General features: G+C 41.5%; 12 protein-coding genes. 9 read left to right on the top strand and 3 right to left on the bottom strand.

Features of this window, described 5'->3' with window-relative positions:
• Positions 1–93 precede the first annotated feature (93 nt).
• The 5 genes from QVH07_RS02280 to QVH07_RS02260 all read left to right on the top strand — a co-directional run bounded on the left by QVH07_RS02280 (position 94) and on the right by QVH07_RS02260 (position 8547).
• Entirely contained in the window at positions 94–2781 is a 2688-nt protein-coding gene (locus QVH07_RS02280; RefSeq protein WP_289998509.1) for a c-type cytochrome, read from the top strand.
• Complete coding sequence (locus QVH07_RS02275; protein WP_289998508.1) at positions 2778–3560, top strand: 3-keto-disaccharide hydrolase; 783 nt, start codon at positions 2778–2780, stop codon at positions 3558–3560. The genes QVH07_RS02280 and QVH07_RS02275 overlap by 4 nt, the downstream gene beginning before the upstream one ends.
• A 399-nt stretch (positions 3561–3959) precedes the next feature.
• Complete coding sequence (locus tag QVH07_RS02270; RefSeq protein WP_289998507.1) at positions 3960–4538, top strand: alpha/beta hydrolase; 579 nt, start codon at positions 3960–3962, stop codon at positions 4536–4538.
• A gap of 116 nt (positions 4539–4654) precedes the next feature.
• The gene (locus QVH07_RS02265) at positions 4655–7510 is read left to right on the top strand and encodes a PQQ-dependent sugar dehydrogenase (RefSeq protein WP_289998506.1); all 2856 of its coding nucleotides are present in this window, start codon (positions 4655–4657) and stop codon (positions 7508–7510) included.
• 2 nt (positions 7511–7512) lie between these two features.
• Entirely contained in the window at positions 7513–8547 is a 1035-nt protein-coding gene (locus QVH07_RS02260; RefSeq protein WP_289998505.1) for a sugar phosphate isomerase/epimerase family protein, read from the top strand.
• 22 nt (positions 8548–8569) lie between these two features.
• Here QVH07_RS02260 and QVH07_RS02255 read toward each other — a convergent pair whose 3' ends face one another.
• Both QVH07_RS02255 and QVH07_RS02250 read right to left on the bottom strand, forming a co-directional pair.
• On the bottom strand, positions 8570–9826 hold the full coding sequence (locus tag QVH07_RS02255) for a prolyl oligopeptidase family serine peptidase (protein WP_289998504.1): 1257 nt from the start codon (positions 9824–9826) through the stop codon (positions 8570–8572).
• Between the two features lie 338 nt (positions 9827–10164).
• The gene (locus QVH07_RS02250; RefSeq protein ID WP_289998503.1) at positions 10165–11028 is read right to left on the bottom strand and encodes an AraC family transcriptional regulator; all 864 of its coding nucleotides are present in this window, start codon (positions 11026–11028) and stop codon (positions 10165–10167) included.
• A 131-nt stretch (positions 11029–11159) separates the two neighbouring features.
• Here QVH07_RS02250 and QVH07_RS02245 point away from each other — a divergent pair, with 131 nt between their 5' ends.
• The 4 genes from QVH07_RS02245 to QVH07_RS02230 are packed head-to-tail and all read left to right on the top strand — an operon-like array spanning position 11160 to position 16355.
• Entirely contained in the window at positions 11160–12434 is a 1275-nt protein-coding gene (locus QVH07_RS02245; RefSeq protein ID WP_289998502.1) for a sugar isomerase, read from the top strand.
• A gap of 4 nt (positions 12435–12438) precedes the next feature.
• Positions 12439–13812: an FGGY family carbohydrate kinase gene (locus QVH07_RS02240; protein WP_289998501.1), complete on the top strand. Its 1374-nt coding sequence runs from the start codon at positions 12439–12441 to the stop codon at positions 13810–13812.
• Positions 13812–14963, top strand: coding sequence for an alpha-hydroxy acid oxidase (locus QVH07_RS02235; RefSeq protein WP_289998500.1), 1152 nt, complete (start codon positions 13812–13814; stop codon positions 14961–14963). Before QVH07_RS02240 ends, QVH07_RS02235 begins: the two co-directional genes overlap by 1 nt.
• 12 nt (positions 14964–14975) lie before the next feature.
• Positions 14976–16355 carry a purine-cytosine permease family protein gene (locus QVH07_RS02230; protein ID WP_289998499.1) on the top strand — a complete coding sequence of 460 codons (1380 nt, stop codon included), beginning with the start codon at positions 14976–14978 and terminating at the stop codon, positions 16353–16355.
• Here the strand turns inward: QVH07_RS02230 and QVH07_RS02225 are convergent.
• Positions 16352–17170, bottom strand: coding sequence for an O-methyltransferase (locus QVH07_RS02225; RefSeq protein ID WP_289998498.1), 819 nt, complete (start codon positions 17168–17170; stop codon positions 16352–16354). The genes QVH07_RS02230 and QVH07_RS02225 overlap by 4 nt on opposite strands.
• Between the last annotated feature and the right edge of the window lie 153 nt (positions 17171–17323).

Raw genomic sequence — 17323 nt, 5'->3', positions numbered from 1 at the left:
TAAATTCAAATGATAAATTGCTCTCGTTTACAAGAAAAATATTTGAATTTAGGCCTGTAATAATCTGAAAAACAATTGTATAAATTAATATCTATGTTAAATAATAAATTAACAAGAAATCTAATTTTCTTGCTAGGAGGGGTGGTTTTATGCCTTTCTTGTGCCAAGAAAGAAGACGCTCAAAAACAGCTTTCTGGTGACCCAAAGATCGACAAGCTCAAGCTACCAGACGGTTTCGAAGCAGAATTACTCTACAGCCCTGGTGAACACGATCAGGGATCTTGGGTAGCCATGACATTTGATGACAAAGGGAGAATGATCACTTCCGATCAATACGGTTTCTTGTATCGTTTAGAACTACCACCAATAGGCTCAGGCACTTCAACTGAACCCAAAGTGGAAAAACTGATTGTGGGAAATGTAGCAGAACCTCAGGTTGGAATGGGGTATGCACAAGGCTTACTCTACGCATTTAATTCACTATATGTGATGGTTAATCATAATTCGAATGAGACTTTCAGCAAGCCAACAGGCCTTTATCGAATACAGGATTTGGATGGAGATGATCAGTTCGAAACTATTACCCAAATCCAAGAATTTCAGGGACGGCAGGGTGAGCATGGTCCCCACAGTATGCGTGTATCCCCAGATGGTGAAAGGATTTTTATGATTGCTGGAAATCACGTGGATGTGCCGGAAATGGATTCCTATCGTCTGCCTAGAGTTTGGCAAGAAGACAACCTATTTCCCATTATTAAGGATCCTCGTGGTCATGCAAATAACAGGATGGCACCAGGAGGTTGGATTGCGAGCATGAATCCTGATGGTTCAGAATGGGAGCTAGTAGCGGCAGGCTTCAGAAATGCCTTTGATTTTGATTTCAATGAAGTAGGGGACATGTTTGCTTATGACGCAGACATGGAATGGGACTTTGGTATGCCCTGGTACAGGCCTACCAGAATCAACCATGCCACTAGCGGAGCTGAATTTGGCTGGAGAACAGGTAACTCCAAATGGTCGCCTAACTATCCTGATAATCTTCCGGCTGTTTTGAATATTGGACAAGGCTCACCAACGAATGCCATGTTTGGTTATGATGCTAAATTTCCAATTAAATACCGTAAAGCACTTTTCGCCTTTGACTGGAGCTTTGGGATGATTTATGCTATTCACCTCACACCAAATGGTGCAAGCTATGATGCCACCGCAGAAGAATTTATTTCAGGTTCTCCGCTTCCACTTACCGACGGAACTATTGGTCCTGATGGAGCCATGTATTTTGCCACTGGTGGAAGAAGATTGGAATCAGATCTTTATAGGGTCTATTACACGGGAGAGGTAGACACTTATACTCCAATGACCATTGAGGACTTACCTCAGGAGGCAAAAACGAGAAGGGAATTGGAAAAGTATCATGTGAAGGGTGCACCAGCAGAGGGTTTGGAAAAAGCTTGGTCCGAGCTGAGTAATGAGGACCGTTATGTTCAGTATGCAGCACGTTTGGTTTTGGAACATCAGCCTGTGGCATCATGGAAGTCAAAAGCCTTGGCAGAATCGGATCCTACAAAGAAAATCCAAGCCATCTTGGCTTTGGCTCATCATGCTTCAGATTCAGATGCTGCTCGGATGTTGAACAGCTTAATACAAATTGATTACAAGAGTCTTTCAGATAAGGACAAGCAGGATTTGCTTAGAACTATTGAAGTTATTCTTTATCGTTATGACGAAGGTGCTGATCCAGTTAAGCAAAAACTAATTGCTTTTCTCGACCCTAACTTTCCTGCCAATGACAATATGCTTGATCGTTCTTTGTCCATTCTGATGGTTCACTTGGACGCCCCTTCAGCTGTCGATAAAACATTGGCTTTGCTTCAAAATGCGAAAGATGATCCTAACTATCAAAAGACCTTTACTGCCTCCTCTGATTTAATATTTAGGAACCCTCAATATGGTATGGATATCGCTAACATGCTAGCTAATGTACCTCCTGCTCAAGCAACTTTTTATGCCAATGTTCTAGGAGGAGCAGATAAAGGATGGACTCCAGCCCAACGCGATGAATTTTTTTCCTGGGTGAAGAATGCTCTTACGGAATATAAGGGTGGGCGTAGCTATGTGGGTTTTATAGATCGTGCAAGAAAAATGGCCCTGTCTTCAGTTAATCCTTCAGATTTCGACAAATACGACGAACTTTCTGGTGGAAAGCTACTTTCTTCCAGTGGAAATGAAGTTGTTGAATCGGGGATTCAACCAGAAGGTCCGGGTAGAAGGTGGACAGTTGAAGAGGCAGAACCATTGGTTGCTAATCTTAGTGGGAGGGATTTTGTACGTGGTAAAGCCATGTATGCAGCCAGTCTTTGTCAATCCTGTCATACTATGCAAGGAGAAGGTGGCATTATCGGTCCAGACTTGACTCAATTAGGTACCAGGTTTTCTCCCAAGGATATTCTTGTTGCAACCATTAATCCCTCTGAAACTATTTCAGACCAGTATCATGCGACTGTGTTGGAATTGAAGGATGGAGCTTCAGTCATGGGTAAACTTTACGATGAGGATGATCAAAATTACTATATCTCCCAAAACCCATTTGTTCCGGATGATGTGAAAGAAATCCCCAAAAACAATGTAGTCCTAAAGAAGAATGCAGAGGTTTCTATTATGATGCCAGGTTTGATAAATCGATTAAATGAAGAAGAACTCAAAGATTTGATGGCTTACCTCATCTCCTCGGGTAATCCTGATCATGAAGTTTTTCAAAATAAAGCGACGGCTCAGAAATGATTTGCTCAAGAAACTATAGATTCCTGATGGCCCTATGCTATTTGTTTATAGCGATTGGATTAAAGTCGACTGACTTTTTCACCCATGAAAAAGAAGAAATCGTCCAAAATGATTTTGTTGCAATTTTCGATGGAACTTCACTAGATGGCTGGGAGTATAATCCAGAATATTGGAAAGTGAGTGAAGGGGCAATCCATGGAGAAACTACCGCTGATAATCCTTTGGAGGCTAATAATTTCATCGTGTGGAAAGGAGGTGAATTAGGAGATTTTGAGCTCAAAATGGATTATTGGATTTCTGAGACTGGGAATTCTGGGGTTCAATATAGAAGTGAACGGTTGGCTGAAGTACCTAATGCTTTAAAAGGTTATCAGGCAGATATCGATGGAAGGAATCGATATACCGGCCAAAATTACGAGGAGAAGAAGCGGGCAACATTAGCTTATAGGGGGCAAAAGACTCGAATTACCTCTCAGCCGGATGACATTAGTAATCTCAGGGAGTATGTAGAGCGGAATGCCTGGAAAGGGCTTAATGTGGTAGAAGAATTAGGTGATCGAGAAGAGTTGGGTAATCTCATTAAGCAAGGAGAGTGGAATTCCATTCACTTAATCGTGAAAGGTAATGTGATGCAGCATTTTGTAAATGGCACATTGATGAGTGAGGTTCATGATGAGGATATGAAGAACCGAATGCTTACAGGACTTATTGGTATGCAAATGCATGTCGGACCTCCAATGAAGGTTTTATTTAAAAACGTTCAGTTAAAGAAGCTCTAAAATAGCTGGGATTTTACAGGTTGGGTATGAATTAAAAGAATAAGTCTAATCGTTTAGCAATTATTCTTTACCACTCAGAGCTCGAAGTTCCAAATAGGAAGCAGCCTTGAATCCTAATATTGATTAAAGACTAGCGAATGGTCTAAAAGAAAGATTGGATAGTGCGACGGATTGAATTCTCCATGTTTAGTGGAGGATGGCACTATCCTTGGGGAGCGGGGTTTCGATGAAACCCCGTTTTCATTTTTTGTACCATATTCTATAATCCTTGGTTGTCAAGGCTCAAGCATTGGGATTCAGTTTTTACCACACTCTACCAGTTAACACCAATAATTATGATTGATTAAACACTTGTATCATTACTAATTGTCATTATTAGTTTTCAAGAGGTAGCTCAATTTGGACTACCACAAGAAAAGTGGCGAGGCAAAACCAATGATTGTGGTGATGACCAATGGTAACCCGGGACAGGCTGCGGCCTTTCCAGATTCACCAAAAGTAGCCACCCAAGGACAAGGGGCTGGTTCAATGGCAGACGGTGTGTTTGAAGAAAGCCTGGTAAAAGATGTTGTTCCTTACATTGAATCTCACTTTAGAGTAAAAGCAAATAAAGAAAACCGTGCAATTACCGGGCTCAGTATGGGAGGTCATCAGACAATAAATACCACTTTGAAAAACCCTGGAATGTTTGATTATATAGGAGTGATGAGTATGGGTTTTGCAGATTTTAGCCAATGGGGGGTAGATATTGATGAAAAAGAAAGAGATCAGAAAATTGAGGCCTTAAAGGCAGCCGATCCTGAGCTTTATTGGATTGCATGTGGAGAAGATGACTTTCTTATGGAAAGCGTAGTGAATATGAGAAAAAGACTGGATGAGCATAATTTCGATTACGAATACTTTGAAAGTGCCGGTGGCCACACCTGGAATAATTGGCGGGTATATCTATCCATGTTCGCTCCTAGACTTTTCAATTAAACAAGAAGGTCAATTAGGAATTATACAAGTAATCAACCATTCAAAGAATTAATCGGCGAAGAGAAGTTTGCTCTATTAGATTAGATCGGAAAATGCTAAAATTAGAATAATAGAATATGAAAATCATTTCATGGTCAGGATTAAGAAACAAGGATTTTGGTTCAACCAAAATGCTCCTTTTAGGTGCTTTGTTTTTTACTCTTTCCTGTCAACCAACTGACAATGGCGAGAAGCCGGAAGACAATCGATTCACAGTTTCTGTCCTTACAGAGCCAGATGCATTAGATGAACCTATGGCATTCACATTTTTGAATAATCAAGAAATGTTGATCGTAGAGCGTAAAGGAGGGGTTAAACATCTAAATGTGGAAACCAACGCTTTGGAGGAAGTAGGTAATCTGGCGGTAAATATCATTTACACCAACAAAGAAGGACAATCCAGACCGGCAGAGGAAGGGTTGATTGGGGTTACTGCTCATCCTGACTTTGCAACTAATAATTGGGTTTATCTGATGTATGCCCATCCTGATGAACCCAAGCATGTTGTTTCCCGATTTGAATTCAAAAATGGATTCCTTTATCCTGATTCGGAAATCATTATGCTGGAATATCCGGTACAGCGAGAAGAGTGCTGTCATACGGGAGGTGGAATGGTCTGGGAGGATCAAGGTAATCTTTTCATCACCACAGGAAATAATACCGTAAATCCACCAACCGGGACTTCGAATCTTGATGAAAGACCTGGGATGGAAAATAGAGATGATCAGCGTACCGCTGGCAACACGAATGACCTTCGAGGAAAGATTTTGAGAATTCATCCAGAAGATGATGGGAGCTACAGTATTCCAGAAGGCAATTTATTCCCTGTCGGTACAGAAGGTACAAGACCAGAAATTTATACCATGGGACATAGGAACCCTTGGAGGGTAAGTTGGGATTCGGAAACTGGTTATATCTATTGGGGAGAAGTGGGACCTGATGCCTCTGAAGATTCAGAAAGAGGTCCAAGAGGATATGATGAATTTAATCAGGCCAAAGGGCCGGGCTTTTTTGGCTGGCCCTATTTTATCGGGGATAATTTTGCCTATGTAGATTATGACCATGTAAATGAAGTCTTAGGGGAGCCATTTGACCCCATGAACGTGGTTAATACCTCGGTAAATAATACAGGCTTAGAAAAGCTGCCTGAACCACAGCCAGCCATGCTTTATTATCCTTATGCCAATTCAGAAGAGTTCCCACTAATGGGAAGTGCTGGAAGAAGTGCTACTGGAGGACCTGTATTCAGAAAAGCAGATTTCCCTGAATCTGATAAGCGTTTTCCTTCCTACTATGAAGGCAAGTGGCTAATTGTGGAGTTTATGCGAGGCTGGATTGTGGCGATCACCATGGACGAAAATGGGGATTATGTCAGTATGGAGCCATTTTTACCGAATGAGAAATTCATTAGTGCCATTGATATGAGCTTCAGTCCTGATGGCGACCTTTATGTGCTTGAATATGGTTCAGCATGGTTCCAGGGAAATGATAATGCATTGGTTAAAAGAGTTCGTTTCAATGGTGGAAACAGAGAACCTGTAGTAGTTGCTATTAGTGATAAAAAAGCTGGAGCAGTACCATTTAATGTGCAGCTTTCTTCTGAGGGAACTTTGGATTATGATGGAGATGATCTAGATTATTCCTGGAACATCAAATCTGATAATGGCTATAATGAAACCATCTCGGGTGCAAATCCATCTATAACACTTACAGAGCCTGGGAGATATACAGCAACCTTAAGTGTTACTGATGAGGCTGAAAATACTAACCAGATCACCTTAGATCTTTTTGCCGGAAATGAACCTCCGGTGGTCGATATTGATATCTCCCGAGGAAATACCTCCTTCTTCTTTGCGGATAGCGAAATTGAATATAGTATCAAAGTTTCAGATAAGGAGGACGGTTCAACAGCCGATGGCTCCATTCCTAAGGAAGAGGTTGCTGTGAATTTTGACTATGCTCCTGAAGGCTTTGATATTATTGAGGTTTCCCAAAACCGAGTGGTTTCAGATGAGTGGATTGAGTTCTCAAGAGGTAAAACTCTGATTGCAGAAAGCGATTGCTATTCTTGTCACAAAATAGATGAAGGCTCCATAGGCCCAAGCTATTCTCAGGTAGCGAATCGTTACGAAAATGATTCCGAAGGTCAATCAATGTTGGCTGCTAAAATAGTGAATGGTGGCGTTGGCGTTTGGGGAGAGCATGCGATGAGTGCCCACCCTGATATCTCTATGGAAGATGCTCAGCAGATGGTGGATTACATCATGGGAATAAATGACCAATTGATGCAACCAGAAGAAATGGAGCTTTCAGGAGCTTATACCACGAGAGTTCCTGCCAGTCAAAATGGTAATGGAGGTTATATTCTGAGAGCTGCGTATCAGGACAAAGGGGCTGCTGGTTTACCGGGCTTGTCGTCTGAGAAAATTATTGCTTTGAGAAATCCAGTTTTACTTCCTGAAAATGCTGAGATGGAATCGGGCACAGAATTCCTTACTACTCCACGGGAGGCTTATTACTTAAATGTACATGATGGTTATGTGGGATACAGGCAGCTTGATCTTGATGGAATTGAGAAAGTGACCATAATTGCAGAGGCACCAGAAAGATATGCCGGAGTAGGTGGAGTGATTGAAGTACATCTCGATAGTCCTGATGGGCCTTTGGTGGGCGCTACTGAAAAAATTGGGGTGTCCAATATCGATTTGAGGGCAGAGACACAAAGACTGGTAGAAGAATGGGAGGCGAATGGTAGCAAAGGGCCAATACCCAACTTTAGAACAGTCAGAGAATTGCTAAGACCAAGTTTCGATGTGGAAATCACAGGTGTGGAAGGAGTCCATGATGTCTACTTTGTAGGAAAAAACCCTGAAGCTCAACCAAGTCAGAAATTACTTCAAATCAATGAGTTTCGTTTTATTCAGAAGAAATAATTATGAAAAATAATAAAACAGATAGAAGATCCTTCCTTCAGAAAAGTGCCTTGGCTGCGGGTGGTTTATTTATTGCTAGTCAGGCCAAAATTATTGGTGCACCAAATATCATTAAACATTACAACAAGTCCTTATCAAAGATCAACGGGGTACAAATAGGGGTGATAACTTACTCCTTCAGAAGCATGCCAGACCAATCTGCGGAGGCAACATTGAAATATATCACAGATTCGGGTATAAGTGCTGTGGAGCTGATGGGTGATCCGGCTGAAAGCTTTGCAGGGATGCCGGAGTCCACAGTTGATAGAAGGGCATTTTTCGGGCTGAGGCGTAAGCAAAGAGATGGCAGCCTAACTGCCGACGAAGAAAAGGAAATGGCTGAAATGCAAGCCGCACAGGAGGCATTCAATAAGGAGGTAGCGGAGTGGAGAGCAACTGTAAGCATGGAGCCTTTCGAGCAAATGAAGAAGATGTACGATGATGCAGGAGTCTCGATTTATGGATTCAAGCCTCGGGCCTTTGGTCAGGATAATTCCGATGCGGAGATCGATTATGGATTTAGAGCGGCCAAAGCTCTTGGAGCGACGCATGTGACTTTGGAGCATCCAAGTGATGACGCTCACACGATGAAACTTGGCAATATGGCCAAGAAGCATAAGATCATGGTCGCTTATCATGGGCATGAGCAGCAAACTCCTACATTTTGGGATACTTCCCTGGATCAGTCCAAGTTTAATGCAATGAACCTGGATATTGGCCACTATGTGGCAGCGGGTTATAACCCATTAGATATCTTAAAAGAGAAGAACAAGCGGATCGCAAGTATTCATATAAAAGATAGACAGACACCTGAAAATGGAAAAGGCAACCTTGTTTGGGGTACTGGTGATACCCCAATTGCGGAAACTCTTCAGCTAATGCGAGATGAAAAGTACAAGTTTGCCGCAACTGTTGAATTGGAATATCAGATCCCTGAAGGATCTGATGCCGTGAAAGAGGTACAGAAATGTCTATCCTTTTGCGAGTCCAGCCTTTAATAAATAATTTTCAAAGGTTGAGTTATTTGGACTGCAAGGACATCCACTGCATCACAGTCACCGGAACATCATTCACTTTTACCGGACTACCATCATAATCGGTTTGGGACTTATTGGCATGAGAGTAAATCCAAGACCAGTGACCCGGATAGCGGTAGTTTTTACCTCCATATACATTTGTAATATCTACGACATGATCGTAAAGTGTCAAATGAGTGTTAGCTGCTCCAGCAGCTTTCAATTTCTCATAAACTGGAATAACTGTGTTATTTGCTACGGTTGTTGAGTCGTCCTTCGAATGTATAAACCACATCGGGATATCTTTGATGTCCTGAACTTGGGTGTCAGTTAGGTTTTGGGCCCTATAGGCCAAAGCACTTATGTAACCAGCCGCAAAATATTCAGGATACTCCACGAGTAATTTTAAACTCATATATCCTCCGTTACTACAACCGCCAACATAAATTCTATTCGTGTCGATGTCAGGATTTTTGCCGATGAAGTCGTCAAATAAATCCTTCAATGCTTTAAAGTAGATGTCATCGCGTTCTCCTCGGGTGGTTCCTTCTCCGCTGTCCATCCAGCGAGTGGGAGTCTGTGGGACCAGCACATATGCTCCATCAAAATATTGCTGAATTTCTTCTGAGGCATAATTTGCAGCTCGGTTTCCCAAAAGTGGAACAGTGGGGTCTGTCCCCCCTTCGCCGCCTCCGTGAAGCCAAATAATCAAGGGAAATTTGCCATCGCGCTTTTCAGGCGTGAAGGAGGCGTAGGTAAGAGAGATTCCATCTGAAGTGAATTTACCGGTCAGGTCAAATTGATCAATAAGAGGCATCACTTTTCCTGCGAGCTGATTCCAGGTACGATCACCATTTGAAATGCTTAATTGATAATCTACCCAGAGGTTTCCTCTTCCACGCACGTATTGAAATGGAGAGGCTATTGACTGTCTTGGGCCTACTGCCAGTACTAAGGTGATGTTGTTGCCTTCATTTACCCGATTCCCTTTTTCATCAGAGACATAAGCGGAAAGTACTTCTCGCTCGCCCTGTGCTGGCTGAATAGGTTGATCAGCTGTTTCTAACTTTCGGGTGGCATTGACGGTGAAGTCTCCAGCATTAGCTTCGGTGGTGGTTTGATCCAGAGACAGGATCACCTTGTTCACGGCAGGACCCCAGTCAAAACCTTCTACCACAATTGTATAAGAATTTTGGGCTTGGGCGCTATTAAGGCTGATGATGAAACAGGTTAAGGCAATAATTTTGAAAACAGACTTCATTTTTTGCGGAGATTATTTTGGTGATTTAATTAAAGAAAGGATTTTTTTCTCTAAACAGAGCAAAAGTAAATTAATACAGTTTGCACTACTATCCTGCCCTGTCATGGCGCGGCCGATAAAAGAAAAACATTTGATTTCGAAAGTCCTGTTTGAAGGGAAATGAGACCTAAGATGGTTTTCACTTTCAGGTTTAACTACTTCTTCAAAAAACCAATTTCTTTATTCCTAATATCTAAAACATCATAAATAGATCCAAAAGGCGGTGTCCACAGGACGAAGTATAAACCATTGTAGTAGCGACTACTTTTTGAACAAGCCATGCATTGAATAGCTTTGATCTAGAATCTAACCTCCCTCGGAGATTGACCTATTTTATTTTTGAATGTTCTACTGAAATAATGGATTGAACTAAATCCCAACCGGTAGGAAATTTCTTTAATGGGTAAATCTGTTGTCAATAGTAATTCTTTTGCACGCAGGACCTTCGAGTCTAGAAAATATTGGTGAGGAGCCAAGCCTGTGTAAATTTTAAAGATCTTCCGGAAATAGGAATAGCTGACATGATTTAAAGCTGCGAAAGCCTTAAAATCGACTCCTTCGTCCACGTGATCCCAAATGTACTGTTTGGCATTATTAACCAAGCTGTCCACTTCTTTTCCGCGAAATTGTTCTAGTCGAAGTTGACTTTCAATATTTCCTAAAAGCTGGATGACCAGACCTGCACCAATTTTTTGAAATGAGGGGCTTTGCTGCTGAATCATTCCAAAAATCCGCTGGAAACTATCCATTAACTCAAAAGGATGGCTGCAATGAACAATAGGATTGGACTTTTCTTCGAAAACCTGATTAACAAAGTGTTCTACCAAATTTCCAGTAAAGCCAATGTAATTTTCGGTCCAACCCGACTTAGAACTTGGCTTATACCTGTGCCTTTCTCCCGGTCTGATCAACATGACCGTTCCAGGCAGTAAGTCATACCGTCCTTCTGTCAATTCTAAAACTCCCTTGCCTTCTGTAATGAGGTTAAGTTGAAATTCATTTAGGACCCGCCAGCTATTCCAGTCGAAGTAATATCCAGTAGGATGTTCTGTCCCTGGATATGATTCTCCAGGTGGAGAAGTGTATTTCCCAGCGACAGTCAGTGAGATTCCCCATTTTTTATCCTGAGCACCTGAATTTAAATACTCAAAAAAGTCCTTCATTGTGAAATCATTTTATGCAAATGATATGTCAATTTATGCAATATTGTTCATCAAAAAGAAGATAAATTGTATTTTGACTTATTACAAATAAATCAAAAAAGTAAATAATAGAACTCAAACCCAAAATCCCGATGATTACCGACCAGGATATTTCCGTGCACAATGAACAAAAGTTCAAGGTCCATTCTTCAGAAATCCAACATCTGGAGACTAAACTTCAAGACAAGGGCTTCGATGTCAAAAATATTATTTCTGACTTAGCGAGATTTCAGGTGGCTATACCAAGCTGGGCTCTGGGAACCGGAGGTACCCGATTCGGAAGATTTCCGGGAGGGGGAGAGCCAACTTCTCTTGAAGAGAAAATTGCGGATGTTGGGCTTTTACATAAACTGAATGCATCAAGCGGGGCGATCAGCCTTCATATTCCTTGGGATATTCCTGAGAATACTAATCAGCTAATAGCTCTTGCCAAAGAGCATAATCTTGCCTTTGATGCGGTAAACTCAAATACCTTTCAAGATCAACCTAATGCAGAGGTTTCATATAAATTTGGTTCACTTTGTCACATTGATCCGGGGATTAGAAAAGCTGCCGTTGATCATAACAAGGAAGTTATTAGGATTGGAAAGGAATTAGATTCGAAGGCCTTAACCATTTGGTTGGCCGATGGAAGTACATTCCCGGGGCAGCACAATCTGCGAGGAGCTTTGCAAAGGACCCACGAATCGCTTGCTTCAATTTATGATGACTTACCTGAGGATTGGAAGTTATTGCTGGAGTACAAACCTTATGAGCCGAATTTTTACTCTATGGTCATCCCTGACTGGGGGACTTCATTTTTATTAGTGTCAAAGCTAGGTGAGAAAGCAAGGACACTTGTGGATCTTGGTCATCACTTACCCAATACCAACATTGAGCAGATTGTGGCCGTTCTCATGTCAGAATCTAAATTAGGAGGGTTCCATTTCAATGATAGCAAATACGGGGATGATGATCTCACTGTAGGTAGTTTAAAGCCTTATCAGATGTTTCTGATTTTTAATGAGTTGGTAGATGGAATGCGAAACACCCAGAACCCTGAAATAAGCTGGATGATTGATGCCAGTCATAATTTGAAGGATCCATTGGAAGATTTACTTCAATCCGTGGAGGCCATACTTATTGCATATGCTCAAGCCTTGATTGTAGACAGAAAGTCACTGGCGTTAGCTCAGGAAAAAAATGATGTGGCCAGAGCTCAGGAAATTTTGCAGGATGCATATCGCACAGATGTGAGGCCTCTTGTTGCCGCTGCTCGAATGCAAAGTGGTGCTGCTTTGGATCCAATTTCTCTATATCGTTCTGCTGAAGTTAGAAGCAGGTTGGTAAAAGAAAGAGGGTTACACGCTGTTGCCACCGGACTTTAAGATTATGAAAGAAGTAACGGCAATATTTGACATTGGAAAAACCAATAAGAAGTTTTTCCTTTTGGATAAGGATTTAAACGAGGTCTACAAGGTTTATACGCGTTTCGAGGAAATTCCGGACGATGATGGTTTTATGTCTGAAAATCTGCCTGAGTTGGTTCGATGGGTGAAGGAGACTTTTGAGTCTGTCCATAAAGACCCGACTTATAAGATTACTCATGTAAACATTTCTACCTATGGTGCCTCCATGGTTCATTTGGACGAAAATCAGGAACCTGTGGTACCGTTTTATAATTACCTCAAGCCTATGCCTGAGGGTTTTGAGGATCGATTCCTGAGTTTTTTTGGGACCAAGGAGAATTTCGAATTAACTACCGCAAGCCCCTATTTGGGATTTCTAAATTCAGGTCTTCAGTTATATTATCTGAAATATTATAAGCCTCATTTATTCGAAAAGGTCAAATGGTCTGTTCATTTTCCTCAATACTTGAGTAGTCTGTTCACGGGCAGGCTATTGTCGGATTATACTAGCATTGGTTGTCATACTGGTCTTTGGGACTTCAAAAAGAATAGCTATGCGGAATGGGTTCGACACGAAGGCTTTGATGAAAAATTTCCCCCAATCGTAGCAAGTAAAACTGTATTTAAAAAAGACGATATCAATTTTGGGGTAGGTATTCATGACAGCTCCTCAGCATTGGTCCCTTATGTCGATGCCAATAGGGAACCTTTTGCTCTGATTTCAACAGGAACATGGAGCATTTGCATGAATGTTTACAACAATAGTGAATTGACCAAATCTGAATTGAATTCAGATTGCCTTCATTTCGTCAGGCCTGATGGGCAGTCGATAAAGGCATCCAGACTTTTCCTCGGAGATCATCTAAGGACTACGGTGAAAAGGATGGCCAAGCATTTTAAAGTATCCTATGAATTATACAAGGATATTAAATGGGATGAAAACCAAAAAGATCAGAGAGAAAGTTCCGATCAAATGTTGTTTGATCATGAGACTTTGAAGCCAGAACGATTTGGATTTAAAAATGGAAGTGATTCGAATTTTGCCAAGTTCAATACTTTTGAGGAGGCAGTTCATCACCTTTTTAATGAGCTTACCGACCTTCAGATAGCTTCATTGAATTTGGCGATTGGAAAATCAGGGGTTAAAAAGATTTTTATTGATGGAGGCTTCAGTTCCAGCGAAGTTTTCACAAATTATTTGGCGAGAAAGCTACCACAATATGAGATATATTCATCTTCATTTCCCTTGGGATCTACTCTTGGCGCAGCACTAATTATGCAGAAAAAGACATTATCTGAAGATTTTCTTGATAATGTCTATGAAGTTCAGAAGATTCAGCCAAAACAAATCAAATAGTGGAAGAATACATAAACCCAAATTACCCGGATATAGATTTTCTCAGAGAGAGAGCCAGGAAGCGAATTCCTAGGTTTGCATTTGAATACCTCGATGGTGGGTGTAATTCGGAAGTTAATCTTAAGAGGAATACTGATGATATCAGAGAGATTTTATTGAAGCCTCAGTATCTCACAGAGATAAAGGAGGTGGATTTAAAAACAGAGCTTTTTGGGCACACCTATGATGCTCCCTTCGGTATTTCGCCGATCGGTCTTCAGGGCTTAATGTGGCCCAGGGCCAGTGAGATTTTAGCGAAAGCGGCTTTCGATTACAACATACCCTATATTCTAAGTACGGTTGGGACTGCAAGTGTCGAAAAAGTGGCTGAAATCACAGAAGGTAATGCTTGGTTTCAACTTTACCATCCTGCGGAGAAGGACCTCAGAAATGATTTACTCGATCGGGTAGCAGCTGCTGGACTACCTGTTTTGGTGCTTCTTTCGGATGTTCCAAGCTTTGGTTATCGAAGTAAGGAAATCCGAAATGGATTAGCGATTCCCCCAAAGATTACTTTCAGCAATATGGTTCAGATTGCAACCCATCCAAACTGGGCCTTGCAGACTTTGATAGCAGGGCAACCAACTTTCAAAACCCTAACTAAATACATTCCTAAAGGAATGAATTTGAAGCATCTAGGACTTTTCATGAATAAAACTTTTGATGGAAGATTAAATATGGATCGGGTGGCGGAGATCAGAGATCGCTGGAAGGGGAAGCTAGTTTTGAAGGGCGTGGCCAGTGAGGAAGATGCTCAAAGATGTGTTGATTTGGGTCTGGATGGGATCATAGTTTCTAATCATGGAGGTAGGCAACTGGATCATGGTGAATCTGCTGTTTCAGCTTTGCAACCCATTGCAAAAAATTTCAGCGATAAAATTAAGATTATGATGGATAGCGGTATCCGTACAGGTCCCGACATCGCAAGCACAATTGCTTCAGGGGCAGATTTTACATTCCTTGGGAGATCATTCATGTACGGAGTTTCTGCCCTAGGAAAGCATGGTGGAAACCATACCATTTCCTTATTGAAAAAACAATTAACCCAGGTGATGCAGCAAGTTTGCTGTGAGCATGTCTACGAATTACGAGATAGAAAAGTCAATAACTAATACACCCAACCCATGTCAGATAACCAAGAAACTACTAGTAGCGAATTTGAACGGGAGCCCGTTCCGAAATCCCAACTAAAAGGCTGGAAGAGCTTTTTAGGAATGTATGCAGGAGAGCATGCGGCAGGTACTGAATTTGTTATCGGTCCTCTATTTCTGACGGCTGGGGTGAGTGCCTTTGACCTGATCGTTGGTCTATTGGTTGGAAACCTGCTTGCGGTTTTATCATGGAGATTTTTAACAGCTGAAATTGCAGTTAAGCATAGACTTACACTTTACTACCAACTCGAAAAGATTTGTGGGAGAAAATTGGTTACCGTTTATAACCTTGCAAATGGGGTTTTATTCTGTTTTCTCGCAGGTTCTATGGTGACGGTTTCAGCTACAGCCGTCGGTGTGCCCTTTGACATGGAAATGCCAAAGCTTACGGACACCATGCCAAATAGTGTTACCTGGGTGGTTATCGTTTTGGCAATTGGTGCTGTGATTTCATTGATAGCAGCCAGAGGATATAGTATGGTTAGCAAGGCTGCAAACTGGATGTCACCATTTATCGTGTTGGCATTCGTGGTGTGTGGTCTTGTAGCCTTAAATCAATTGGGAGTTGGTTCTTTTTCCGATTTCTGGAATATCTGGGGTGAGGGATCTGAGCCTTTTCCAGGTCAGATAAAGTATACTTTCTGGCATGTAGCCATCTGGTCTTGGTTTGCCAATGCAGCGATGCATGTGGGAATGTCCGACCTATCTGTTTTTCGATTTGCAAAAACTCCAAGTGTAGGATGGACCACCGCGGCTGGAATGTACGTGGGGCATTACATGGCTTGGATCGCTGCAGCTTTGCTTTATGCAGTTTATATTCAGTCTCCGGAAGCACAATCTATGCTCGAACAGGGGTTAGCTCCATCTGTTGCACCGGGTCCATTGGCTTATAATGCCATAGGTGCATTTGGGATTGTGGCAGTGGTCATCGCTGGATGGACCACTGCGAATCCGACCATTTATCGTGCAGGATTGGCCTTTCAATCTATATTACCTAAAACTTCCACTTTCTGGGTAACCATGGTAGCTGGTGGGCTTGCTACCATTGCAGGTTTATTCCCAGCATTTGCCATGAAGCTTCTTGATTTCGTTGCCTTGTACGGATTTATTTTAGCACCAATGGGTGCAATTATAGTGTTTGATCATTATTTCAAAGTCACCGAAAGAGCCGGGGATTTCCCTGCAAATCAAGTGAACTGGAAGGTGTTTATCGCTTGGTCCATTCCTCCGCTTTGTTTCTATTTGCTTTCCAGTTTTTCTGGTATCTTCCTTTCATTCCTTACGCTTCCTGCCTGGCTATTGAGTGGAGTGCTTTATTTGATCCTTGTAAAAGACAAACTTAAGACTGCCTAGGCAAAAAGTTGGAACTTGAAGTTCTGGTTGTGAATGGCTTCGTTCTTATCTATGATCACAATTCCTTGCCTGCGTAAGTCGATGGAGAAATTGACAATGGGGTCCTTCTTAATGATTTCCCATGTCTCCTTCATTTCGTCGGTCCAGTAAATATCATCAAAAACTAGAATTGCAGGGTCAGCGATAATTGGTTTTAAAGCTTCCAAATAATGAAGTGTAGGCTCCATTCTGTGATTTCCATCGATGAAGGCAAGGTTGAATGGGATTTTTCTTTCGATTAATGGATCGAAGGTTTTATCATAAAGCCCCTGAATGACCTCAAATCGGGAAGAATCCACAATGCCAGAAAACTGTTTGGATGACAATTCACACAATTCAGGAATTCCTTCCAAGCTGATCAATTTCCCTTTGCCTCCTTTTATTGACTCCAATAAATAGGAGCCTGATATACCTACATTCGTTCCTATTTCCAGTATAGTCGGATTCTTTACCGCTTTGGCTAAATAATAAAGGAACTTTGCCCATCCCTTTGGGGAAGAATCTGAGGCGCAGATATCTCTAATAACTCTGGTTTTTCCCTTTTCAAAAACATCAAGGGAGACCTCGGTTTCATCATTCAATAATGTACGCCTATACTTTTCACAACGCTCAAAAGCTTCTAAATCTTTTTCCGATCCACCCTTGTCCAAAGTGCTAAGCATAGCTTTATGGACAGCCCGGAGTGTGGGATTATCAAACCCTGAAATACTTTTTAATTCTTTGCCTTTTACAAATTTCCTACTGAGGTCAAGGGGCAGTCTTAATATATCTTTCATGTAAGATTCAGAAAGTTAAGTTCAATTTATTGCTGGCTTTGCTATCCTAGATTTCCTTGCTAAGGGAAAGTCTGCAACTTAAAAAAATATGTGATAAGTAATGGAGTCATTTAACCTGATCGAATAGAATTTTAGGTTTACTCGAAAAATGAG

It is taken from the genome of Algoriphagus sediminis, assembly GCF_030403435.1.
GTDB lineage: Bacteria > Bacteroidota > Bacteroidia > Cytophagales > Cyclobacteriaceae > Algoriphagus > Algoriphagus sediminis.
The sequence above is the reverse complement of the archived record's forward strand: the minus strand, read 5'-3'. Positions and strand labels throughout refer to the sequence as shown.